General features: G+C 45.5%; 20 protein-coding genes. 13 read left to right on the top strand and 7 right to left on the bottom strand.

Annotation, left to right across the window (positions count from 1 at the left end):
* Positions 1–12: 12 nt before the first annotated feature.
* The 3 genes from HHL16_RS21905 to HHL16_RS21895 form a co-directional block, all read right to left on the bottom strand.
* Entirely contained in the window at positions 13–3,204 is a 3,192-nt protein-coding gene (locus HHL16_RS21905) for a SusC/RagA family TonB-linked outer membrane protein (protein ID WP_169427471.1), read from the bottom strand.
* Between the two features lie 181 nt (positions 3,205–3,385).
* Positions 3,386–3,964, bottom strand: a complete 579-nt coding sequence (locus HHL16_RS21900; protein ID WP_169427470.1) for an XRE family transcriptional regulator — start codon at positions 3,962–3,964, stop codon at positions 3,386–3,388.
* Positions 3,965–4,047: 83 nt separating this feature from the next.
* The gene (locus tag HHL16_RS21895) at positions 4,048–5,700 is read right to left on the bottom strand and encodes a beta-N-acetylhexosaminidase (protein ID WP_169427469.1); all 1,653 of its coding nucleotides are present in this window, start codon (positions 5,698–5,700) and stop codon (positions 4,048–4,050) included.
* 138 nt (positions 5,701–5,838) lie between these two features.
* On the opposite strand from HHL16_RS21895, the gene HHL16_RS21890 reads away from it, so the two are divergent.
* A complete protein-coding gene (locus HHL16_RS21890) occupies positions 5,839–6,243 on the top strand; it encodes a hypothetical protein (RefSeq protein ID WP_169427468.1) in 405 nt (134 codons plus the stop codon).
* Between the two features lie 8 nt (positions 6,244–6,251).
* Here the strand turns inward: HHL16_RS21890 and HHL16_RS21885 are convergent, their stop codons facing one another.
* A complete protein-coding gene (locus tag HHL16_RS21885; RefSeq protein WP_169427467.1) occupies positions 6,252–6,626 on the bottom strand; it encodes a helix-turn-helix domain-containing protein in 375 nt (124 codons plus the stop codon).
* Between the two features lie 95 nt (positions 6,627–6,721).
* Between HHL16_RS21885 and HHL16_RS21880 the strand changes: the two genes are divergently transcribed.
* Together HHL16_RS21880 and HHL16_RS21875 are read left to right on the top strand one after the other, a co-directional pair.
* Complete coding sequence (locus tag HHL16_RS21880; RefSeq protein ID WP_169427466.1) at positions 6,722–7,555, top strand: MBL fold metallo-hydrolase; 834 nt, start codon at positions 6,722–6,724, stop codon at positions 7,553–7,555.
* 14 nt (positions 7,556–7,569) lie between these two features.
* On the top strand, positions 7,570–8,223 hold the full coding sequence (locus tag HHL16_RS21875) for an NAD(P)-binding domain-containing protein (RefSeq protein ID WP_169427465.1): 654 nt from the start codon (positions 7,570–7,572) through the stop codon (positions 8,221–8,223).
* Between the two features lie 63 nt (positions 8,224–8,286).
* Here the strand turns inward: HHL16_RS21875 and HHL16_RS21870 are convergent, their stop codons facing one another.
* Genes HHL16_RS21870 through HHL16_RS21860 form a run of 3 tightly spaced genes read right to left on the bottom strand, consistent with a single transcriptional unit; the run spans position 8,287 to position 10,208 of the window.
* On the bottom strand, positions 8,287–9,018 hold the full coding sequence (locus tag HHL16_RS21870) for a YggS family pyridoxal phosphate-dependent enzyme (protein ID WP_169427464.1): 732 nt from the start codon (positions 9,016–9,018) through the stop codon (positions 8,287–8,289).
* A complete protein-coding gene (locus HHL16_RS21865) occupies positions 9,011–9,736 on the bottom strand; it encodes an ATP-binding protein (protein ID WP_169427463.1) in 726 nt (241 codons plus the stop codon). The genes HHL16_RS21870 and HHL16_RS21865 overlap by 8 nt, the downstream gene beginning before the upstream one ends.
* 25 nt (positions 9,737–9,761) lie before the next feature.
* Entirely contained in the window at positions 9,762–10,208 is a 447-nt protein-coding gene (locus tag HHL16_RS21860) for a GNAT family N-acetyltransferase (RefSeq protein ID WP_169427462.1), read from the bottom strand.
* 88 nt (positions 10,209–10,296) lie between these two features.
* Here HHL16_RS21860 and HHL16_RS21855 point away from each other — a divergent pair, with 88 nt between their 5' ends.
* The 10 genes from HHL16_RS21855 to HHL16_RS21810 all read left to right on the top strand — a co-directional run bounded on the left by HHL16_RS21855 (position 10,297) and on the right by HHL16_RS21810 (position 23,632).
* Positions 10,297–11,745 (top strand): PLP-dependent aminotransferase family protein, encoded by a 1,449-nt coding sequence (locus tag HHL16_RS21855; RefSeq protein WP_169427461.1) that lies wholly within the window; start codon positions 10,297–10,299, stop codon positions 11,743–11,745.
* Between the two features lie 88 nt (positions 11,746–11,833).
* Positions 11,834–12,250 (top strand): ester cyclase, encoded by a 417-nt coding sequence (locus HHL16_RS21850; RefSeq protein WP_169427460.1) that lies wholly within the window; start codon positions 11,834–11,836, stop codon positions 12,248–12,250.
* Between the two features lie 179 nt (positions 12,251–12,429).
* Positions 12,430–12,966: an RNA polymerase sigma-70 factor gene (locus tag HHL16_RS21845; RefSeq protein WP_206022535.1), complete on the top strand. Its 537-nt coding sequence runs from the start codon at positions 12,430–12,432 to the stop codon at positions 12,964–12,966.
* An 84-nt stretch (positions 12,967–13,050) separates the two neighbouring features.
* Positions 13,051–13,980: a FecR family protein gene (locus HHL16_RS21840; RefSeq protein WP_169427459.1), complete on the top strand. Its 930-nt coding sequence runs from the start codon at positions 13,051–13,053 to the stop codon at positions 13,978–13,980.
* Between the two features lie 70 nt (positions 13,981–14,050).
* A complete protein-coding gene (locus tag HHL16_RS21835; RefSeq protein ID WP_169427458.1) occupies positions 14,051–17,518 on the top strand; it encodes a TonB-dependent receptor in 3,468 nt (1,155 codons plus the stop codon).
* A 17-nt stretch (positions 17,519–17,535) separates the two neighbouring features.
* Positions 17,536–19,053 (top strand): RagB/SusD family nutrient uptake outer membrane protein, encoded by a 1,518-nt coding sequence (locus HHL16_RS21830; RefSeq protein WP_169427457.1) that lies wholly within the window; start codon positions 17,536–17,538, stop codon positions 19,051–19,053.
* Positions 19,054–19,172: 119 nt separating this feature from the next.
* Positions 19,173–20,648 (top strand): family 16 glycosylhydrolase, encoded by a 1,476-nt coding sequence (locus HHL16_RS21825; protein WP_240966287.1) that lies wholly within the window; start codon positions 19,173–19,175, stop codon positions 20,646–20,648.
* Between the two features lie 22 nt (positions 20,649–20,670).
* Positions 20,671–21,489, top strand: a complete 819-nt coding sequence (locus HHL16_RS21820; protein WP_240966286.1) for an endonuclease/exonuclease/phosphatase family protein — start codon at positions 20,671–20,673, stop codon at positions 21,487–21,489.
* Between the two features lie 237 nt (positions 21,490–21,726).
* Positions 21,727–22,467, top strand: a complete 741-nt coding sequence (locus HHL16_RS25115) for a hypothetical protein (RefSeq protein WP_240966285.1) — start codon at positions 21,727–21,729, stop codon at positions 22,465–22,467.
* Positions 22,468–22,603: 136 nt separating this feature from the next.
* Complete coding sequence (locus tag HHL16_RS21810) at positions 22,604–23,632, top strand: hypothetical protein (protein ID WP_169427455.1); 1,029 nt, start codon at positions 22,604–22,606, stop codon at positions 23,630–23,632.
* Positions 23,633–23,635: the final 3 nt, after the last annotated feature.

The following is a 23,635-nucleotide window of genomic DNA, read 5'->3' as shown; positions in this document are numbered from 1 at the left end:
TTTTTGAAGTGATTAGAACACCAGGTTGAGGTTTACACCATATCTTCTTGTAGTAGGTGTCTGCAGGTTGGAAGAACCTTGCGGACCAGCATACTGATCGATATCTACGTCTTTGTATTTGGAGAAGTAGAACAGGTTACGGCCTACCAGTGAAATGCTCGCCTGTCTGAAGAATGAACGCTTCAGCAAAGTCTGAGGAAGGCTGTAAGTGAGTGTTACTTCACGCAGCTTCGCAAATGTTTTACTGATCAGGTTCGCTTCGTTGGTGCTGTAGTAGAAGCTGATATAATCCTGCAGGTAAGTGGCTTTGGTGTTTGGTGCGTAAGCGAGGTCTTTGTAGTTGGTTACATTACCGAGATTGTCGTAGTTGATACCTACACCATTGTTCACAGTTACGCCTTCACCAACCCATGATTTTACCCCTTTGTAATCCTGATAGCGTGCTGCGCCCATAGCACCTTCAACAGTGTTTATGTGACGGCCGCCACGGTATGTTTGCTGTTGAATATAGTTGATCATCTTTCCACCTACTCGTCCATCGAACTGGAAACCGAGACGAAAATTCTTATAGCTGAAATTGTTAATCACACTCCAAACCCAGTCGGGATTGGTATATCCCTGAATCTGATTGATGGGGTTGCGGATAGGCAATCCACCACCATCGTAAATGATTTTTCCTTCAGGCGTTTTTACGAATGCAGAACCAACGAACTGATCTACGCGGCTGCCGATTTTGGTGTAGAGATCCAGTTGTTTTACATCATCATAGAACTTCGTATATACTTCTTTGAAAGTAGACCAGTTCACCATTACATCCCAGTTGAGTCCCTTGGCACTTTTCAACGGAGTTCCGGTGAGAGAAACTTCCCAACCGGTTTTGCGTGTGGTGATACCATTCTTCAGCACACCAGTATAACCGGTGGTTTCTGAAAGAGGCAGAGAGAAGATACGGGGACCATCATTGGTAAGGAAGTAAGTAGCTTCAATACCTACACGGTTTCTGAGGAAGCGGATATCTGCACCTGCTTCATAAGCAGTACTGGTAAAGGGTTTGATCTCAGGGTTAGGCAGCTGATCAGTGAAAAATGCACCAGGCTGATTGTTGTAAACCGGACGAACAGTGTAAGAACCCGAGTTCTGATAAGACGGACCATCATAGCTGCTCAGGTACTCCATTCCATAACCGATTGGATAGCTGGCCTGCGGCGTAGCACCGATCTGCGTTGCAGTGATACCACCTTTTACGTTGGCATATGAACCACGCAGTTTCACCATGGAGATATATTCAGGCATCTGCACATAATCACTTACCACTGTGCTCACAGACACACCGGGATAGAAACCCACATTGTGATCGGAAGGGAGTGTAGAATGTTTATCGAGACGACCAGTCAATGAAACAGTAGCGTATTTGCTGAGCCCGATATCTACATAGCCATATCCGCTCAACACAAGCATATCACTATTGAAGCCAGAGGCTTTAACCGGATTGCGTGAGTTATTGAAATTGTACCAACCTGGTACATTGAGATAATCAGTTGTTACGAAGCTGGAGTTATATCTGAAGCTGCGGATGTTACCACCGGCAGAAGCTTTGATGCTAACTGCTCCGATATTGTTGGTATAAGTAGCCAGCACATCACTGTTATTCTCGAAAAGTGAGCGCTTGTCTTCACGATAATCACCACGGCCTTCTTCTCTTCCATAAGGGTGAGCAGAGAAAGGCATTTTTTCGTCACGGAAAAGATCATACGTAGTAACCTGTGTGCGCGCCAGGATCTCCCAGTTTTTAGTTGGTTTGTAGGTCAGTTTGGCATAACCGTTCATATCGGTTTTGTAATGACCACGCAGCCATTCGTATACCACAAAGTAGGGGTTGTGATAACGCTGGTATTCTGCGTAAATGCTTTGTCTGCCTTCTTTACCGGGCTGCCAGTAATTGCGCATATCGTCTACATTCCAGTCTGCACCTGCCCAGATCACCATATTGTAGATAAGGCTGTTGGGACCATAAGCTACATCGGGGAAGTTGGGTGTGTACTGACGGTTGTAGTTGAAGTTGGCTTCCATTCTCACCTTATCAGAGAAATTGTAACCTGCTGAAATATTGAAGTTGGTGATGTTGAGCTTCATGTTAGGCACGATGCTCTTCTGGTAAGTATGCGATAGTGAGAAACGGAGATCATATTTATCACCACGTGCTGATACAGCTACGTTGTTGGTAGAAAGAATTCCAGGATTCAGGAAGCGTGTAAGGTTGTTCTTTCCGCGGTTGGTCCATGGTGTTCCTTTTCTTTCACCGGTATTCGGATCAACAGGACTATCGTACTGAGGAATGAGCTGACCTTCGAATTTTGGTCCCCATACATCATAGTCGCCATCATTGGTACCACCACCCTTTCCATCTTTGAAAGCATATTTGCCGTGATCGCCGGGGCCGTATTCGTCCTGCACTTTAGGAATTGCATTGAATCCTTTGTCCACCATGGTGCTGCTGTTGAACTCGATGGCGTAGCCACGTTTATCGCGTGAGCCGCGTTTAGTGGTGATCATGATAGCGCCGTTGAGGCCGCGGGAACCATAGAGAGCAGCGGCAGTAACGCCTTTTAGAACAGTGTATGTTTCAATGTCGTCAGGACTAATGTTCCAGGTATCGGAATTGATAGGAACACCGTCCACAACAAAGAGATCGATATTGCGGCCGCGAAGGATCAACTGAGGAGCAGCAAGCATTTCGGCGGAAGCGCCCACAGTAAGGCCTGCTACTTTACCAACGAGACCGTTGAGTGGATTTGGTTCGCGTGCTTTCACGAGGTCTTCACCGCGAACTTCCTGAATGGAGTAACCCAGTTTCTTTTTTTCTTTTTTGATGCCTAATGCAGTAACAACTACTTCGGAGAGGTTCTTAGGATCTGTAGCGAGAGAAATGATGGTGTCGCTTCCGGCAGCAACTTCTTTCACCATATATCCAACGCTGCTAACAATCAGCAGGTCGCCGGAATTGGCATGGATGCGGAAATATCCACCTGCATCGGTTAAAGTTCTTTTGCCATTGTTTTTTAAAGTAATGGTAGCACCTGCTATCGGCTGCCTGTTTTCGGCAGAGATTACCTGGCCATTTACATCCTGCTGCGCAAGGGCAGTAACCGGTACTGAAATCAGGAAAAGAATGGCCAGCATAAACTGCTGGAGTTGGTTGTACATACTAGCAATGAGTTTTAAGAATTGGCCCCAAAACTATTGCTGCTATGTTATCTTGTTATGTTGCAAAAATTACGTTAAAGTTAAGATATACTAAACTTTAAAGTCTTTATAAACGCCATTTGTTTACATATACTAAACAAATTCAGGCATTAAAAACACATTAAAACACCTTGTATATCAATTACTTCCGGTTTTTGAAGAAGTAAATAACCAGCATTGTTACCGGCTCTTTTGAGTTGTTGTAAGGGTTATGCGTTTCTGCTGCATCAAAGAAAATGGAGTCGCCTGCTTCGAGATCATATTGCTGATCGGCGACAGTGTATGTTACTTTTCCGGAGAGGATGTATTTGAATTCGAAGGCTTCCGTTTCTACAGGTGGACGTGAACAACCGGGGTCCAATGTAAGAATAACAAAGTCTACGATATGCTCCTGAATGGTGGTGGAGAAGATACGTTTGTAATGAAAGCCGATAGCATTCTCTTTCTCGAATGCCTGATGATCGCTCCTGCGTCTCACCAGTACTTTGCTTTCGGGACCATGCAGATTGATGTCTTTGAAGAATTCATTCAGATCGAGCTTCAGCTCTTTGATCAGATTGAGCAGCACCTGCAGGGAAGGAATGGTTCTTCCGTTTTCGATCTGCGACAGCAGTCCTTTTGTTACACCGGCAGAGTCTGCCAGTTCCTGCAACGTGATGCTTTTATCTTTACGGCTTTCTTTCAGCCGGTTACTGATCTGCACAATGATATCTTCTTTCATGGTGAATTAAAATTAAGCACTTTCACCAAACAAAAAAGCCGCTGATAATAATTACCAGCGGCACGAACATTAGTGTTAATTACCTATTTATTGGCTGCAGTAGCCTTGAAATGCTCTTTGTGATAATCGGATCCCCAGCGATCGTAGCGTTTGTACTGGGTTTTGAGTTTCTTCTCAAATGCAGGCCAGTTCTTCTTTTCAAGCGGTGTCCATAATACTTCGCTAAGGGCCGTCATACGCGGGAACACCATGTATTCCACCTTTCCTGGATTGGTAACGTATTCGGTCCAGAGATTGGCCTGTGCTCCCACAATGAATTTTCCTTCCTCTGCTGTCAGTTCTTTCGGAACAGGATTGTAGCCGTATACTTTTTCCAGATTGATGTACCCGCCGATGGTAACAGAGTCTTCTTTCTTCGTTTGATTGTAATCGAAGTATACATAATCAGTGGGTGTCATGATCACGTTATGGTGTTGCTTTGCAGCTTCGATTCCGCCTTTCTCCCCTCTCCAGCTCATTACCCATGCATTGGGAGCGAGACCACCTTCGAGAATTTCATCCCATCCGATAAGGGTTTTGCCTTTTTCGTTGATGTATTTTTCCATGCGCTGAATGAAGTAGCTCTGAAGCTCGTGTTCATCTTTCAGGTTATTTTCCTTCATGCGTTGCTGGCATTTGGCGCATTTCTGCCAGTTCGATTTGGGGCATTCGTCGCCACCCACGTGAATGTATTGTGAAGGGAACAATGGAAGGATCTCATCGATCACATCCTGCAGAAATTTAAATGTATTTTCTTTTCCTGCGCAGAATACATCTGCGTATACACCCCAGCTCTGTACCACCTGTTTGCCGGTACTGTCGCCAGCCCAGGCACATTCTTTCGGATAGTATGCCTTAGTGGGTGTTTCAGGGAAACAGCTCAGATCAGGATAGGCCGTGATGGCAGCGCTTGCGTGGCCCGGCATTTCAATTTCGGGAACAACTGTGATATGTCTGTCTGCTGCATATTGCACAATTTCTTTCACCTGCTCCTGTGTGTAGTATCCGCCGTAATGTTCATTGTCGTTGCCCGTTCCGGGATAACGGCCAATAACCGTTCCATTGCGCCATGCACCCTTGCTCATCAGCTCAGGATATTTTTTTATCTCTATGCGCCATCCCTGATCATCGGTAAGGTGCCAGTGGAAATAGTTGAATTTGTGCAGCGCCAGGTAATCGATGTATTTTTTTACGAATGCCAGATCGAAGAAGTGACGGCTGCAATCGAGCATCATACCACGATATCCAAAGCGGGGTTCATCCTGAATCGATACGGCAGGAATAGCCAGTGATTTTGATTTGGTGAGCGGCAGCAGTTGAATTAAGGTTTGCATTCCGTAGAAGGTTCCTTCATACGTATCGCCGTCGATGCTTACTCCTGCTGGGGTTGAGCTGAAAGAATATGCATCGTTATCCGGCTTTCTGATGAATTTTCGTGTATTGAAACGAATGGCATTCTTTGTTGCCTGTTTCTTTACCGGCAAACTGAATCCATAATATTGTCTGAGGTACTTGTTTAAGAAGTCGGCAGCTTTCCGGTCGCCTTCATCCTGCACTACCAGTACTGTTGATGGTGAAACGGTGAACTGTCCTTTACCGGTTTTCACGGAAACAGGCTGGGGAATAATATTCACTGTCTGCGCAGATGCAGCCGCACAGCAGGTTATAGCCATTAATAAACTGAAAACAATTCGCATGTACTAAACTTTTGTTGGTGGTTAAAAGTAGTTAAAAAGATGCAGGCAGGGGTATGCGCAGAAAGATTTCAAACAAACGTATGCGTAGTGAGCTTCCCGTTTTATTTTATCATTAAATTAGAGAGCCAAATAAAACCTATGGAACAATCAGAAAAACAAAACGGTCTCGAAATTGCCGCCCTCGCCGGTTCTACCGTCAAAAAAATGGGCCTTCGCTTCGACGGAGTTGTTATTCGCTTGTTAAGAGATATCAGAGCTGCTGTGCAAAATGATGTTCCAAAAGGAGCCACTGTTGTGATGACCATCACTGCTCCCATCAGATTTCCCACCAAAACTGCCATTGAATCTTCGGAAAAAATCATCGCATTTTTGCAATCCGGAAAACAGCATCAAGCATTGGTAATTCACGAAAACAATGTGCAGTTGAGCATAGTGCATTCCACTCCAAAACAGTCTGCCAGGTTTGTTGGATTGGTGCATAATCCCGACATAGATCCCAAGTTATTGCTCAGTGCAGCAGCTGACTGGCTGAACAAAAAATAGCCTTTCCTCTACTCCATCATTTGAATGGTCCCTGCAGTCTCACCCAGCGTCCGCCCCCATCTGGCAATGGTTTCAAGCGGTTCAATCAAAGTTTTTCCGAACTCGGTTAAGGAATATTCCACGCGAAGCGGTGGCTTGGTTCCGAATGATGCGCGTTGTATCAGTCCATCTCCCTCCAGCGCTTTCAATTGCAGGCTCAGCATTTTCTCAGTGATGTCCGGAATGCGTTGTTTCAGTTCCATAAAACGCATGGTGTTGTTACGCAGATACCATAGAATTACCGACTTCCATTTGCCTCCGATATAATCCATGGTGATATCCATCGCACAGTGGTAGGTTTTCCCATGCAGTTTAAACCCGGCTTCTTTTCCGTTGATGATCATAATTATTTTTTGCACCTGTCAGAATTGACAGCTATTGTGCACGATTTGGGTTCAGTTTACTTTTGGTCTTCTTTACAAGGACCCAAAAATATAACATGAAAAGAAAAATTCATACTTATACATCAAAAGAACCGATGTTGCAAGTAAAGGCCTTCATTGTAGAAGGTAACGATGAGCTGGTAATTGTGGATACAACCCTCACAAAAAGCGATAGCCTTGCGCTTCGTCAACAGGCTGATTCTTTAGGCAAACCCATTTCGGGCATCATTCTCACACACGGTCACCCCGATCACATAGCGGGCGCCTTCAATGTGAAGCAGGATCAGGATATTCCTGTATTTGCCGTACCCGCAGTAAAACAACTGATGCTCGATACCGAACAGGCAAAACATGCACAATGGTCCGGCATGTTCGGAGATGAGTGGATCCCCCAATGGGCCTACCCTACCGAAATCGTACACAACAACGATCAGGTGAAAATTGGCAACATGCATTTCACAGTGCTCGACATCGGTGCCGGTGGAGACTGTGATGCCAACTCCATCTGGCTGCTCGAAGATGAGAACCGTGCTGTATTTGCCGGCGACCTCCTCTACAAGAACAACCACACTTACATGAACGATGGCGGTATCCTCCGCTGGCTCTCCAACCTCGAAAACCTGGCTCCCTCATTGAAGAGCTACGAATCTTTCTACGTTGGACACGGACCGGTTTGCGAACTCAAAGACTTCGATAAACAGCGCGCTTACTTCCTCCACTACTGTTCAGAAGTATTGAAAGCCACCAATGGAACCGGCATCTTCAACGACGAAACCAGAAAACAATTTGAACAGGTGATGTTAACTGCCTATCCCGATTACGGATGTCAGTTCATGGTAGGTCTCTCTGCTGACAATGTAGGAAAAGAACTGGCAGGCCATCACCACTAAACAGCAACGATTAAATGAAAAAGATAGGTGTATTTGGAACAGGCATGGTTGGCAACGCAATCGCCACCAAACTGGTTCAGCTTGGATACGAAGTAATGATGGGATCGCGCACTCCCGACAATGAAAAGGCCCTCGCATGGGCGAAACAACAAGGCAACAACGCATCCACCGGCACTTTCGCTTCCGCTGCGGCTTTCGGAGACATCGTCTTCAACTGCACGCAGGGTGATGTTTCACTCGAAGTAATGAAACAGGCCGGCAATGAAAATCTCCGCAACAAAATTCTGATCGACGTAAGCAATCCATTGCTGTTCGAGCCTGGCAAAAGGCCCGCGCTCATGCCTGGACTCTGCAACACCAATTCACTGGGTGAAAGCATTCAGCAGTTCCTGCCCGACACGCATGTTGTGAAAACCCTCAACATCGTAAACTGCGAAGTAATGGTAAACGCTTCCAAATGCGGAGGCGACGCCACTATGCTGCTGGCAGGAAACAACACCACTGCCAAAGCAAGCGTTACTGAATTGCTGCAACAGTTTGGATGGAATGATATCATCGACATGGGCGATATCACTCATGCCCGTTCATCGGAAATGATGCTGCCGGTTTGGCTGAGCGTGTACGGCGCTACCAAAAAAGGATTTGTAGCATTCAAGATGGTACGTTAAAATATCCCGCGTAAAAGAAAGGGCGGCTATCACAATGATAACCGCCCTTTCTTCTTTTTATCTTTACTGATTTTCGTTCCAGTAATAACTATCAGGATAGATCCGTTTTCCGAAAATAGCCGTGCCCACTCTTACGATGGTAGCACCTTCCGCGATCGCCGTTTCCAGATCTCCACTCATGCCCATCGATAATTCTTTCATCTCCACATTCGGAATATTTTCCGCGATAACAGCCTGCTGAATATCTTTCAACAGTCTGAAACACTGCCTTACCTTTTCTGTTTCGGAACTGAAGAGACCGATGGTCATGAGTCCTTTTATGTGTAAGGTTTCCAGCTTCGCTACCTGTCGAACAAGTTCGAGAGCATTATCTGGATGAACACCAAATTTGCTTTCCTCGCCGGATGTGTTTACCTGTATCAGCACTTCGATTGTTTTCTTCTCGAACAATAAACGCTGATGCAGCTTTTCAGCAAGCTCCAGCCGGTCGAGCGATTGCACACAGGCCACTTCGTACTTCAGCAGATCTTTGATCTTATTGCTTTGCAGATGGCCAATAAAATGATTGGTATGCGGGATGGGTTTCAGTGCTTCATATTTCTCCTTGAGTTCCTGCACCTTGTTCTCAGCTATCAGTGTTTGTCCGGTTTGCAGCGCTACTGCAATCCGCTCTGCATCCACTGTTTTTGTGGCCAGCAACAATTTCACTTCACCGGATTGCCGCCCGTTGCTGATGCAGGCATTTTCAATTCTTGTAAGGATGTTATGCAGGTTATTCCGGATTTCTTCACTCATGCTGCTGTAATTTTTTGTTTTGCTCCAGCTCTTCGATCAGTAAGGATTTCACCAGTGTGAATGCGTAGTCTCTCGCTTCTGCAAAGGAAATATCATATTTGCGCGGGATATCCTGATATTGTTCCGGCATCGCGGCCAGCAGTTTATCGTAATATCCGTCGAGTATTTCTGTTGGCGGCATCTCATATCCAATACGCAGCTGAAACCTGCGCATCAATGCAACATCGATGATCTCCGGAAAATTGGTGGCACAGATCAGCAGCGCATAAGACGGAAAATAATCGATGAGCTGAATAAGTGTATTCACCAGTCTGCGCATTTCTTCCACATCCTGCACACCATTTCCTCTTGTTTTGCCGATCTGATCGAACTCATCGAGAAACAGCACTGCTTTTTCCTTCGCTGCTTTATCAAATACCTGTTGAATATTCTGAGACGTTTCCCCGATCCGTGAACACACGATATTGCTGAGATTGAGTATCAGAATATTTTTACCGAGTGCACCGGCGATGGCTTTAGCCGTCATCGTTTTGCCGCATCCTGAACTTCCGTACAACAACACTTTATTGTTTACAGGCAGTCCGTATTTGGCGAGTTCATCGGCATACGAATGCTCTTTGATCAGTTGACGGATGCTCGCGCTGTTTTCCTTATCGAGAATTACATCGCTGAGGGCTACGGTTTCTTTATTCTTGATGATCAGGTCGAAGATGTTCATGCGTCAAAATTAAGCTGCCGGTCTGTTATTTCCACCAATGATAGTAATTATGCGCCCCGTCGTATTCGAAACCGGTACGTGGATAAAGCTGGTTGCCGATTTCATTTGTTTTTTCGGTTTCCAGCATCAGGCCGCAGGCGCCTGTTTCTTCGCACCACTGCTTGCTTCTGTCGATCAGTGCCACAGACAATCCCCGTCCACGATAATCGGGATGCACAAACAGATCGCTCAGCAACCATTGCTTTTGCAGCTTCGTGTAGTGAAACAATTTGTACAACTGCACAAATCCTACCGCCTTTCCATCTGCAAAAGCCAGAAAGATATCCGATTCGTTGTTCAGCATCCGTTCTTTCAGAAAGGCTTTGCCCTTTTCCAGATCTGATTGCTGACGATAAAAGATCCGGTATAGATTGAATAATTCCGCGGTTTCGTCCAATTCTTCCAGACTGGCTTTTCTGATGTTGTAACTCATAGTTGTACCGATTTGATTTGTTCCACAAAAGTATTTTCTAATTGGACTACCTTTGGAATCCAGTTTTCAATTATCAAGTAGTCCAGATATGCTACCATTCGAACGGATCATACTCATCGATAAAAACAGCAAAACAGCCGTCTACAAACAGATTGCCGTAAGCATTATCAACGCCATCAGGAACGGTACACTCAGGCCGGGCGTGCATCTTCCGGGCAGTCGTGAACTGGCGAGGACACTGAACATCCATCGCAAAACAGCCATTGCTGCGTATGAAGAATTGAATGCGCAGGACTGGATCACCATTGTTCCGAGAAAGCATGTTTCGGTATCTGAGCGGATCCCGTTGCTCAAACCACAGAAATGGAATGCGGCAGAATCCGCTTCTCCATTCGCAGGAAATTTCAAACTGCCCTTCAGAAAAACAGTGGCCCAGGTAAAAGCTCAGTCTGAAACGTCCATTCCTACATTGATTATCGACGACGGCTATCCCGATGTGCGCTTATCGCCCATCGATGAATTGCTCAAAACCTATCGCACATTTACCTCCAGAAAATACGCCATCAAAAATGCACATACCGGAACAGATCAGGGAACGGCCATGCTGCGTACCGAACTGGTTCGATACTTATCCGAAACAAGAGGGCTGAATATGGGTGCAGAGAACATCCTTATCACGCATGGAGCACAGATGAGCATTTATCTTTCCGCCCGGTTATTGCTGCAGACGGGTTCGAACATCATTGTAGCCAAACCCGGCTATCCCGTAGCCAGCAAGGCCTTCGAAGAAACAGGCGCAAACGTTATCGAAGTTAATATCGATGAGAATGGTATCGATACAACTGCCATTGAAACGCTTTGCAAAAAGAAAAAAATAACAGCGGTGTATGTGATTCCGCATCATCATTATCCAACCACCGTTACATTGAGTGTGGAAAGAAGAATGAAGCTGCTGGAGCTTTCCAACAAATATGGGTTTGCCATAATCGAAGATGATTATGATTACGACTATCATTATACATCCTCTCCTTATCTGCCTTTGGCCAGCAGTAATCACAAAGGCAATATTCTTTACATCGGCTCCTTCTCCAAAGTTCTCGATCCCGGACTGCGCATAGGATTTATGGTGGCACCTGCCAACTTCATCGAACAATGCACTGCACTCAGAGCACTGATAGACACCGGAGGTGATGGTTACATGCAAAACGCGCTCGCCACTCTGATCAGAAACGGAGAAATCAAACGCCACCTGAAAAAAGCGAAGAAGATTTACCATCAGCGCAGAGATTTTCTGGATTCCCTGCTGAAAGCTTGCCTCAGCAAATACATCACCTGGTCGATGCCATCCGGCGGAATGGCCATCTGGGTTAAGTTACAGCCGGGTTATTCAGTTGCGCAACTCACAAAAATCCCGGAATTAAGAATAGCAAGGGTTTACAATAAACAGAACGCGTTTCGTTTTGGTTTTGCCTCTATGGACGAAAAAGAGCTGGAAGCGGCAGTAAACCTATTGAAATCAACACTGAAACAACGCTGAAAAAAAAGTTCCCGGCTGATACATTTTTTGTATTTTATGAGTATGGTTCGAACCATCAACAACATTGCTTTCATATAAACCATCCTTAATGGAAATACAAAACAAGGCAGCAAGAAACAAAGCCAATTATCTTGCCGCCAAAGAAGCATTCAACCGGAAAGATATTGCCGGGTGCTTAGAATATTATGCTGCTGATCATATCGTGAAATCCATGCCTGCGGAGAAAGGACGGCAGGTAATTCAACAGTTTTTCGAGGGGCTGCACAACACCTGGGACAATCTTCAGCTGACCGTTGAACATGCAGTGGCGGAAGACAACTGGGTAATGGGTCGCAGTATCGCTACAGCTATCCATAACAAGGCTGTAATGGGTATTGCACCTACACATAAGCCAATCACTGCAGCGTTTTGGGACCTGCATCTTTTCAATGAAGAAGGACAGATTGCCGAGACCTGGAACCTGATCGACAATGCCAGTATCATGAAGCAGATCGGCCTTTTCTGATTGACATATTCCGGATAATAAATAGCACAATCGTTTGCGTGCCATTTGCTGTTGTTAGTTTACATAAATGTTGGTAGTATCGTTTAAAATTCGTCATTCCCAGCGACGTAAAAACGATTCAAATAGAAGCCATACTGCCATACCTTTCTGTAGCCCACAATCAGGAACAGCAAACTGATTTGCTGCTCACTGAACAGCTCCGTAACGGAGACATGGATGCATTCAACACCATTTATTTCCGGTACTCCGAAATGATGTACAGGTATGCACTTCATATTCTGCAAAATGATGAAGAATGTACAGATGCAGTGCAGGACATATTCGTCTGGCTCTGGACCAACCGCGAAAAGCTCAACATCAGCAACCTGAAAGGATATCTGCTTGCAGCTATCAAATACAAGCTGTCGCGCATCATCGTGAGCAGCAAGAGAAAAGAAGCAATACTCTCATCACATCCCATTGCTATCAATACACTTTCTACCGGTGAAGACCTCGAAATAAAACAACTCCGCGAAACCATCGCAGACTTCATCAAAACATTGCCGCCACGGGCGAGAGAAATATATCAGCTGAGCAGGGAACAATATTTTTCCAACAAGGAAATCGCCGCCCGGCTTGGCATCTCCGAAAAAACGGTAGAAGCACAGATGACCATCTCCCTCAAAAAACTCAAACTGCATTTGGGCAAAATGTCTTTCTGGTCAGTTTTTCTGTAATATTTTTTTGAATGTCTTAGGGGATACACTTCGTTCATGTTCCTTATCATACAGAAACCGGTTCAAACCCGGTGACTGCACACTATGAGTAAGGAAGCATTACAACAAGCCATCGACAGAATTGCAGCCGGCACCCATACAGATCAGGATCTTGAGCTGTACAACAACTGGTGCAATGCAGCACAGGAGCAGCAAAGCCCCATGCCTGCTGACTTTCCCGACAGGCAACAACAGATGCTGCAAAACATTGAAAGCCGTATCAAAGGCAAAAGCTACAGAAAACTCATCATCTGGTCGGGTGTAGCTGCGGCGGCGGCAGTACTGATACTTTATATGTCCGGAGGATTCTTTTCAGTAAACATTTCCAGCAAACAACCATCAATGCCCTACAATATACTTGCCACTGAAAAAGGTCAACAACGCCATATTACATTGCCCGACGGAACCAATGTTTGGCTCAATGCAGCATCGCACCTGAAATACCCCGCGAGTTTCGCTTCAACAACTGAACGAAGAGTGGAACTGACCGGTGAAGCATATTTTGAAGTGGCGAAGGATAAGGAAAAACCATTCATTGTACAGTCGCGGGATCAGGAAGTAAAAGTATTGGGCACTCATTTCAATATCAGCAGCTACAGTGATGATCCGCTTGTTCAGACTACTCTGCTCGAAGGATCAGTTAAAGTAAACAATCAGATAACGCTGGAACCCGGCGAACAAACACTGCTCGATGATGCAGGCAAACTCACCATCCGCAAGGCAGACACCGCCATGGCAGTGAGCTGGAAGAAAGGCAATCTCGAATTCAGGAATGAAAACATCTATGGCATCATGCGTAAGATCAGCCGCTTTCACGATATACAGGTGATCTATGAAGGCCATATACCAATGGATGGAATGAACGGAAATTTCGCTCTCCGTCAGAGCATCCCGGAAATACTCGAGATCATACAAACCACCAGCCTGCTGCGATGCAGACAGGAAGGAAGAAAAATTTACATCAGCAAATTCTAACCCACTCCACACAATAATAAACTGACCCTCCGGGTAATTCAGCAAACAGTTTCCAACCAATCGAAAATTTATGAGATCAACTAAACCGAAATTAACGTCCATGCCATGCAAGCGGCCTTTCCGCAAATGGCTTTCCGGCGCCAGGATCTTACTGCTTGCGTCTCTGTTGCAAATGAATCTTGCAGCCACTGCGCAAACTATTACGCTGGCTGTAAAAAATGCCTCCTTTCAGAAAGCGCTCGAAGAGCTGCGCAGTAAAAGCGGATACAATTTCTTTTATGTCGCTTCCCTGCTCGAAAACACGCAACCCGTTACACTCGATCTGAAAAATGCTCCACTGAAAGAAGCATTGAATCAACTGATGAAAAATCAGCCATTGGTCTATGAGATCAAAGGGCGCACTGTTGTATTAAAAAAGGCATCCGAAAAGGAGTCCGCCGGTACCCTGGTGTATGCAGAGCGTGCCGCAGTATCCGGACAAATAAAAGATGAGAACGGCAACGGCATTCCCGGCGCTGTGATCACCATAAAAGGAACCGGCAAAAGCGTTCAAACCGATAACAATGGCCGCTTTAGCCTCGACCTCGAGGACGGAAATGTTCTGGTGATCACACACGTGAGTTATGAGGAACTGGAATGGATCTACCGTGGCCAGTCAACCATCGACATCAATCTGGTTTCCGCCAGCAAATCGTTGTCGAGTGTAATCGTAATCGGATACGGCGCCATCAAACAAAAAAATGTAACTGGTGCAGTTTCCAAAGTGGAAGGCAAGGACCTGAACAGCAGCGTGGCATCCAGCTTTCAGCAGACACTGCAGGGAAAAGCAGCCGGGGTGCAGGTTTTGCAGGCAACCGGTCAACCGGGCGCAGGCGTTACCGTACAGATCAGAAGCAACCCCTCATTCGCCAATGCAGGTGTACTCTATGTAATCGACGGAGTACCTGTGAACGACAATGCGGGTCAGCCTGAAATGAATGCCGGCGTAGGATCGAAGTACAAATCAGGCGGGGTGGATAAATCTCCGATGAACTTCATCAATCCTAATGACATTGAATCGATTCAGTTTCTGAAAGATGCGAGTGCAGCTTCCATCTACGGTGCACGTGCAGGTGCCGGCGTGGTATTGATCACTACAAAAAAAGGAGTTGAAGGGAAATCAACGCTTCAATATACCGGCACCTACGGCATTCAGCGGGTAGATAAAATGTATCCCGTGTATGGCGCCCGCGAATACATGACGGAACGCAATCTGCTCGGAGAAGAAAAATGGTACAAAGACAACAAGATTGGCCCCTGGTATGGCTCAGTCGATGGTTCTACTGTTACTCCCTACAAACCATTTTACACCCAGCAGGAAATCGACAATGCTCCAACAGGCAAATCTGCCACGGATGCCATCACTCAATCGGGCAACACACAACAGCACAATATCTCGCTCACCGGAGGCAATAACAAAACAAAATTCTTCGCATCCGGCAACTACTTCGATCAGAAAGGTGTGCTGATCGGAACCGATTTCAAACGTTACAACGGCCGACTGAATATCGATCATATTCTGAGCAAAAAAATCAAGATAGGCGCCAATATAGTGGTGTCCAATGCTCAATCTAACAACACCATCACCAATGGAACACTGGAAAACGGAGGCATCGTAACAGCCGCTATTTACTGGGCTCCGAATATCCCGCTGCGCGGCACAGATGGCAGTTATCCATTGAGTCCATACTATCCGAACATCCCCAACCCATTGTCTTACGCAACGATATCGGATCTCACCAAAACAAACAGATTCCTTACAAGTGCTTATGGAGAATGGAGCATCATCAGCGGACTGAAAGCCAGAGCTGGTTTCAGCTACGACCAATCGGCCTCCAAAAGATCTACTTATTTCCCCAAGACATTTCTGTACGGCACACAAGCCAACGGATCTGCGGAAATCATCGAGTCCGGCTCTCAATCGAAATTGTATGAGTACACACTCAGCTACGATAAAGAGATCAGTGCGAAGCATCACGTAAATGCAGTGGCTGGTTATACTTTCCAGCAAACAGACTGGGAAGGTCTCAACGCAGGCAATCAGAACTTCCTGTCTGACATATCACAATACTACGCGCTGCAATCAGGCCAATCGGACAAACCAATTGTAGGTTCCAGCAAAAGCCAGACTACATGGGCTTCTTATTTTGCACGTGCAATCTATACATTCAACGGAAATATCTCTCTGCAGGCATCGGTAAGAAGAGACGGATCATCCATTTTTGCCAACAACAAAAAATGGGGCTACTTCCCTGCTGTGTCAGCAGGTTGGGTACTGTCTGATGAATCGTGGATGAGTGCGCTGAAGCCAGTCTCCTACCTCAAAGTCCGCGTTGGTTATGGAGAAACAGGCAACAGTTCATTTGCATCTGCGGCCTTTGCACAATACGGAACCAGTCTCAACGCATATTTCGGCAACAATAGTGTAGCATCGGGCCTGGCGCTCATTCGCGCAGAAAGCCCGAACCTCACCTGGGAAACTGCCGGTGAAATAAATGTAGGTGCAGACTTCGCCCTTTTCAATAACAGAATCACCGGTTCGGTTGATTACTTCAATAAAACCATCCGCAACCTTATTGCGTTTGTTCCCTACCCTGCCGGTTTCATCATCAATGGTGTGTATGGCAATGCAGGTAAGACAAGATCTACCGGATATGAAGTGAGTCTCGAATCTAAGAACATCCGTGCTGCTGCATCAGGTGGATTCAGCTGGTCTACCAATATCAACTTCTCACACTACCGCAACTTCTGGGTAGAGCGTTCTCCCGAAGCATTGAAAGTGCTGCCCAAATACGAAAATGAAAAAGGACGTAATGCACTCTTCACTCCTTTCTGGGGCTACATTGCAGAAGGCATATATCAGGGTAATGCAGGCAAAGGTCCTGCCCAGATGGCAAACATGCTGCCCGGCGGTGTGATCATCAAAGACATTCACGGATACGATGCAAATGGAAATCTCACCGGACCCGACGGGAAAATTACAGATGCGGACCGCACTTACATCGGCAATCAGGACCCGCGTTTCATTTTTGGCATCGGAAATACATTCAAATACAAAGGTTTTGATCTCAACATTTATTTCTCTGGTGTAAAACAACAGAAGTGGTCGCCGGTGCAGGCTGGCAGAGCAACAGAGAAAGACATGCTCACATTCGGATTCAATGCCATGCCAACCAAAGACCAGCGCTGGAGCATCAAAAATACCGGCGGCAATTTCCCTACTGCTTTGTTTGATGATACCTATGGCGGTTATCAGAACAACTCCACCTACTGGCTTGTAGATGCAGACTTTCTTCGTGCAAGGAACATCACGCTGGGATATTCCATTCCTGCTAAACTGCTGGCTAATCAGAAGATCTTCTCAGCCATCAGGGTTTCGTTCGATGTACAGAATGCTTTCACTATCACAAAGTATCCTGGCCTCGATCCGGAGTTGAGCACTACCAATTATTACCCACTGGTAAAAAGCTATGTATTTGGCATCAATGCATCTTTCTGATCTAAAAAGAACTTGTTATGAAACGGATAAACAACCGAACACTTAATAAATATTTTTCTTTAGCCTGCGTATGTGGTGGCATGATTCTTTTCAGCGCCTGTGAGAAAAAACTCGACTATGTAAGTTTTGGCGATCTCAACTCTGTAGTAAAAACACCCGAAGGAGTTACAGCAGCTGTAAACGCCGCCTATACCGGCCTCGCAGGCGGTACAGACTGGCAGGGCGGCTGGGGCGCCGGCACTTACGGATGGAGAACACAGGCTATGATGACCACAGACGAAGGTGTTTGCGCATGGGGCAACGACTGGGGCAAAATGCATACCCTGAATTTTACACCGGACTTCGATTGGGTAACGCATAACTATACACGTTATCTTCCTTACATCTCGCGCATCACTATCACACTTGCAGATATCCAGACAATTCAGATCGATGAAACACTCAAGAAAAGACTCATCGGAGAACTGAAGGCATTACGCGCACAATATGCAGAACAACTCTATTTCGCATACGGTCCATTGACCATCATCACCGATCCGAAAATAGCCGCCGATCCATATGCAGCGCCCGTACCCAGGCCTACAGCCGAACAAATGGTGAAACAGATAGAGCAGGATTTTCTCGAAGCCGCAGACGCATTGCCCGACAGATTCACCGGAGGCAACTACGGCAGATTCTCCAAAGCCGCAGCACTTACCGGATTGATGAAACTGTATATGCACGAGAAGCAGTGGGAGAAAGCAGTGGCTGCCGGCAACAAAATAAAAACAATGGGTTATTCATTGCAGGATAAATACGAAGACCTGTTCAGCATCGCCAATAAGAACGGAGCATCCCCTGAAATGATCCTCGCCGTTGTATGCACAGCCACCGGAGGTGATCAGTACACCAATATGTGGCTCGCGCATGCGCTGCCCGCAGACTACAAAGATCCTTCGGGCATCACACTCACAGCATGGGGCGGATACAAAATGAAATGGAGCAGCTACGACAAATTTGCTGCAAACGATAAACGATTGAAAGTGGTGCTGGAAAATTATCCGATCGGCAAGGACGGCTCCGGCAACATCATCTATAAAAATGCAAGAACCGCCGGCGACATGGGCGCAGTGCCGGTTAAGTTCGGTCCTGATCCATCAAAAGCCAATTCGCAGAAGAGTGCAGTGGATCTGCCCATCTATCGTTATGGCGATGTATTGCTGATGCTCGCAGAAAGCATCAACGAAGTAAACGGAGGCCCCAACAGTGATGCATATGATGCCATCAATCTGATACGCACACGTGCGGGAGTAGCAGCGCTGCCACAGGGTTTGAACAAAGCGCAGTTCCTCGCCAAAATACAGGATGAACGTCTCTTTGAATTATGGGGCGAAGGCTGGAGAAGAGACGATCTAATCAGATGGAATCTATTTACGCAGCGTGCAGCCAATGATGGTTCTTCAACCGCAGAATCGTTCAAAGTACTGTACCCGTTACCACGCACGGCAGTTACTCAAAGCAATGGAATTATTAAACAAAATTTTGGATACAACTAGCAATGAAGTACGTTTTTGTGTTTGTCGTTTTTATACTTTCATCCGGGGCCTGGTCACAGACCCCGGTTTCTTCTGACAACTTCAGTATCTATGCCACCAGAAGCTGGATCAGGGTTGATTTGAAAAACAAGGAAGGAAAGATAGCAGGATACAATCTATACTGGAGTAACAACAACCAGAAGCCACCGATGCCCAATGCCCTACTGAATAAGGGCAGAAAGCATTTCTACATCAAGGATGTCTTGCCGGAAACCCATTACCATATCTGGATCGAAACATTCAATGAAACAGGCGTATCGAAATCAACCCATCAGGAAATAGTCACCACCAGGCAATGGTACCTGCAACCGGCTGAACTGACAGAGCTGCAATTGAACCCCAGCTCGGCTGCTGTTCCATCCGGCATGCAATTGTTCTGGCAGGATGAATTCAACGACTCCCTGCTCGATCGCAATAAATGGACAACCAATTATTTTTCTTCATTCAATTATCTGGATAAAACATCGAAAGCAGAAATGCTTTCGGATCAGCTCCCTCAGCCCGCTTATCGCCTGAACGGTCGCACCATCGAACTGTATGTAAACGATACCCTCCCTACCCGACTGTTCACTCCAAAAGGGAATCAGAAAATATCGAGCATCCAAACCTACGACTGGAGAACAAATGAGCAGTTGCTCGATAACAGCCGTGGTGGCTACTTTGAAGCCAGGGTAAAACGAAGCAGCACCGGTAATCCCAAAGGACTGAACACTGCTTTCTGGTTCGATTCACCCGGCCCTGATCTAAAGTATTATCTCGAACAAGGCACAGAGCTCGACGGTGTAAAAGGCATCAGACCTAAAGGCCAGGTATTCGAAATAGACATATTCGAATACCTCACAGCACAGTTTGTATTGCACGGTCATGTTGATAAGAACGGACGCTTCGAACACAATATCGACACACATATCGCCACGGGATATGAGCATCGCGATCAATGGGTAACGCATGGCATTTTGTGGACGCCCACCAGCATCCAACATTACATCAACGGCAATCTCATCAAAGCATATACAGACAAACGAAAGATCATGTCCCCCAATCACCTGATGAGCGTTTTCCTCGGAAGCTATGGCTCCGACGGAACGGTGAGTATGGAAGTTGATTATATCCGTGCATACAACTGGCCATTGCAGGATGGCAACGAGTTGCCCAATCCCGGTTTCGAATACAGCAGCGGCCTGCAGCCATGGGAAGGAGGCGCAGGTCTGAAACCCGGTACTGGCCGCAATCACAGCACAGGACTAATTCTTAACGCAGGAGAAAAACTGGAGCAGTATATTTACCTCGACAATAGCACAGCCTACACCCTGGAGTACTGGAGTAAGGGCAAGAGCACTGTAAAAGCCAGAATAGATAATGTAACGATGGTCAATGGCGAACTATCGGAAATCATAACGCAGCAATCAAGCGGGAAAGATCAGTTTACACAAAACACTCTTCGTTTCACTACAGGACCGGAGTATGTAAACAATAAGAAAACGGTGAGGCTTGTTTTTGAGAATACGGGCAAAACACAGGTTGTGCTGGATGATGTGACAATCAAAAAGAAGTAATAGTTCAGTAAAAATCTATATCATGTCGATGTTCACAGGTATCAAAAAATATGGTAAACGCGGATTGTTCTGTTTGTTCGCAGGCTTTGGTTTCAGCCAGATCAGCGCGCAGGAAATAAAGATCCTGACATACAATATTTATCATGGCGAACAGGGATACGATAAAGGCAAAAGCAATCTGGAAGATATTGCCGCCATCATCAAACAATACAAACCCGATTTTGTGGCATTGCAGGAAGTGGACAGCATGACTGACCGCACAGCCAGGTTCAACAACGGTACACGCAAAGATCTGGTGAAAGAACTGGCCGCTCTAACAGGCATGTATGGCTATTATGGGAAGGCCATGGACTACAGCAATGGTGGATACGGAGAAGGATTATTGTCGAGGTATGCAGATACATCAGCAGTGTATCATCTTCCTATCCCCAAGGGAGGAGAACCGAGGGCTATGATTGCTATCCGTCATACCTTTCCGAATGGCAGACAGATTGTGTTCGGAGCAACACACCTTTGTCATGAATACGAAGAAAACAGAATGGCGCAGGTGAAAGAAATCGCCGCCACGCTTGCCGCTAAAAAAGTACCGGCGATATTGGCAGGCGATCTGAATATTACACCAGATACCCAACCCTATCAGTATCTGACAACTGTTTACAAAGATGCAGCCGAGCTGCATGGCAAGCCTGAACTGACTTTCCCTTCGGATAAACCAACAGTGCGACTGGATTATGTTTTTTTGAGTAAAGAAAACAAATGGAAAGTAAAGGAGGTGAAGGTGATCGATGCGAAGGCATCTGATCATAAGCCGGTGCTTGTTATTCTGGAGTTGAAAGATTAAGTTTTATTGCTTACAAACTGACATCATTAAAATAAAACGGCGGAGCCTTCGTAAAGAAAGTTCCGCCGTTTTGATTTGGCCTATCCTTAATCGAACTTAAAGTATTGACAATGCAGTCAGAAGTAATAAGAAGCAATTTTCATGGGTGTAGAATTAGCGTTCAAATGCATGATAATTGGCTATCGTAAACAATTCACTCCCCCAAATTAATAATTTTGATTAGTTAAATATGTAGGTATGGAAGCGAATTTACCGGCAGGTAAACTGCCAGACTATGAGGTTGTGCATAAAATGCTCAGGGGAATCGATGATTTCAACAAAACTATCCACTGCTCTTATTTTCTGGTTGTACTTTTCAGCGAGGGAAGCGGCATTCACTATATTGACGGTGAAGAGTTTCCAATCGGGAAAAACCAACTGCACTTTTTATTCCCGGGGCAGCATCACCACTGGGTTACAGGTCCCGAGACATTTGCGCATAAAATCATTGTAGGCAGAAAAGTATTTGAATCTTTTTCAAGTACGGATGAATTCCACTTTATCAGGCATAACCTGAATCCGGTGTTCAGGCTTTCCGATCCTTTATTTCAGGTGGTCAATCATGAAGTTGAAAGCATTGAAAGAGACCTTCAGTTTCTGAAAAACGACAACTCATGGAATAAGATCATTCAACTTCGCATGGATATTCTGGCTTCCATTATGCGAAGGGAAGCAGAAAGTTTTATCAAAGAAAACCTGTTATCCAAATCTAACCCAACCGTTAAACGATTCTGGAATCTGATCAGTGAAAATTATTCCAGAAAGAAAGTTCCCGGCTGGTATGCCGAACAACTTGCTGTAACACCGAACTTACCTGAATACCCTATGCAGGAAGCATCTAAACATCACAGCCACAGATATGATTCATCAGAAAATTATGCAGGAAGCAAAAGCGCAACTGAGATATTCCGACAAATCAGTAAAAGAAATTACGTTTGATCTCGGATTCGAGAACATATCCGGATTTTCTACATTCTTTAAGAAAAAGAGTGGCTTTTCTCCAAGTGAATACCGCGATTTATAAATTAATGGTTTTCAGGGATACCCAAACCCTCTGTCATTGCTATTTTTGACTATGCCGGTTTCAACTAAATTTAGTCATCAGCCCAAAACTGAACCACTAAGCAATACCGACAAAATACTTGTACGCCAGAGAAAAATGGAATATGCCGGATTGATGTGGCTTTGGGCTGGTTCAATCACCTTACTTGCTGTTGGTGCTACATGGCTTCATTTGTCCACTGACAAAGAAGAAGAATTATTGATTAATATACTGACTATTGTTTGTGTTGCTCCGCTCGGATTGTTCTTTACCTGCAAGCTGGTTGTTTCGCTGCAACATTTCTTAAGAATAAACAAAACATTGTCCGTCTCGAACAAACAAATAATCGCCGGTACACTTCAGGCAATAACAGTGGGGCTGCATAAAAAAACCATCACCTATACCATCGGCGACAGCATAATAAGCGTAAAAACAAGCAATCCGTTAAGAAGTATTAATAGCTGCAATTATATAGCTCAGGTGCCGGTAATTTTGGAAATACTTCCACTCACGGGAGAAGGCAATTTGCTGCTGAACATCACTTACAAAGAAGTACCTGAACCTACGGTGATAACAGCCCCTGCAGACAAAGCCATGAATCAGCCTTTTATGGCGTCCTCCAAATCAATATTGCAACTGCTCAAAATATTCCTATTCATTACGCTCGCCTTTTTGATTGTGTGTTTCTTACTGATTGAACAAGTAAGGACCAGCCCGCTGAAAGCCAGTTTTCTGATCGCAACGCCATTGCTTGCGATAGCAGCATATTTTGCAGTTTCATTCGCACTAATCAACCGACGTACCCAAAATGCAAAACTAAAAGTATCCATAACTGGCTTTATCACTGAAATATTTGCTTCCCGGTATGATGGAGATGGCGCAGCATACACCTGTTTGTACTGGTACCGGATAGGTAGTCAGATAATCCCGGGGAATATAGACGACGATCGTTTTGCACCGGGAGATTATGTTCGTTTTGTTTATCTGGACAATGAGAAAGGCACACTGAAAGCACTCATCAGCGCAGAGAAGCACATCCCGAAATGCATCAATTACAATTGAACG

Source organism: Pseudoflavitalea sp. G-6-1-2 (assembly GCF_012927185.1).
Taxonomy (GTDB): domain Bacteria; phylum Bacteroidota; class Bacteroidia; order Chitinophagales; family Chitinophagaceae; genus Pseudobacter.
This window is presented reverse-complemented; position numbering and strand designations above follow the sequence as displayed.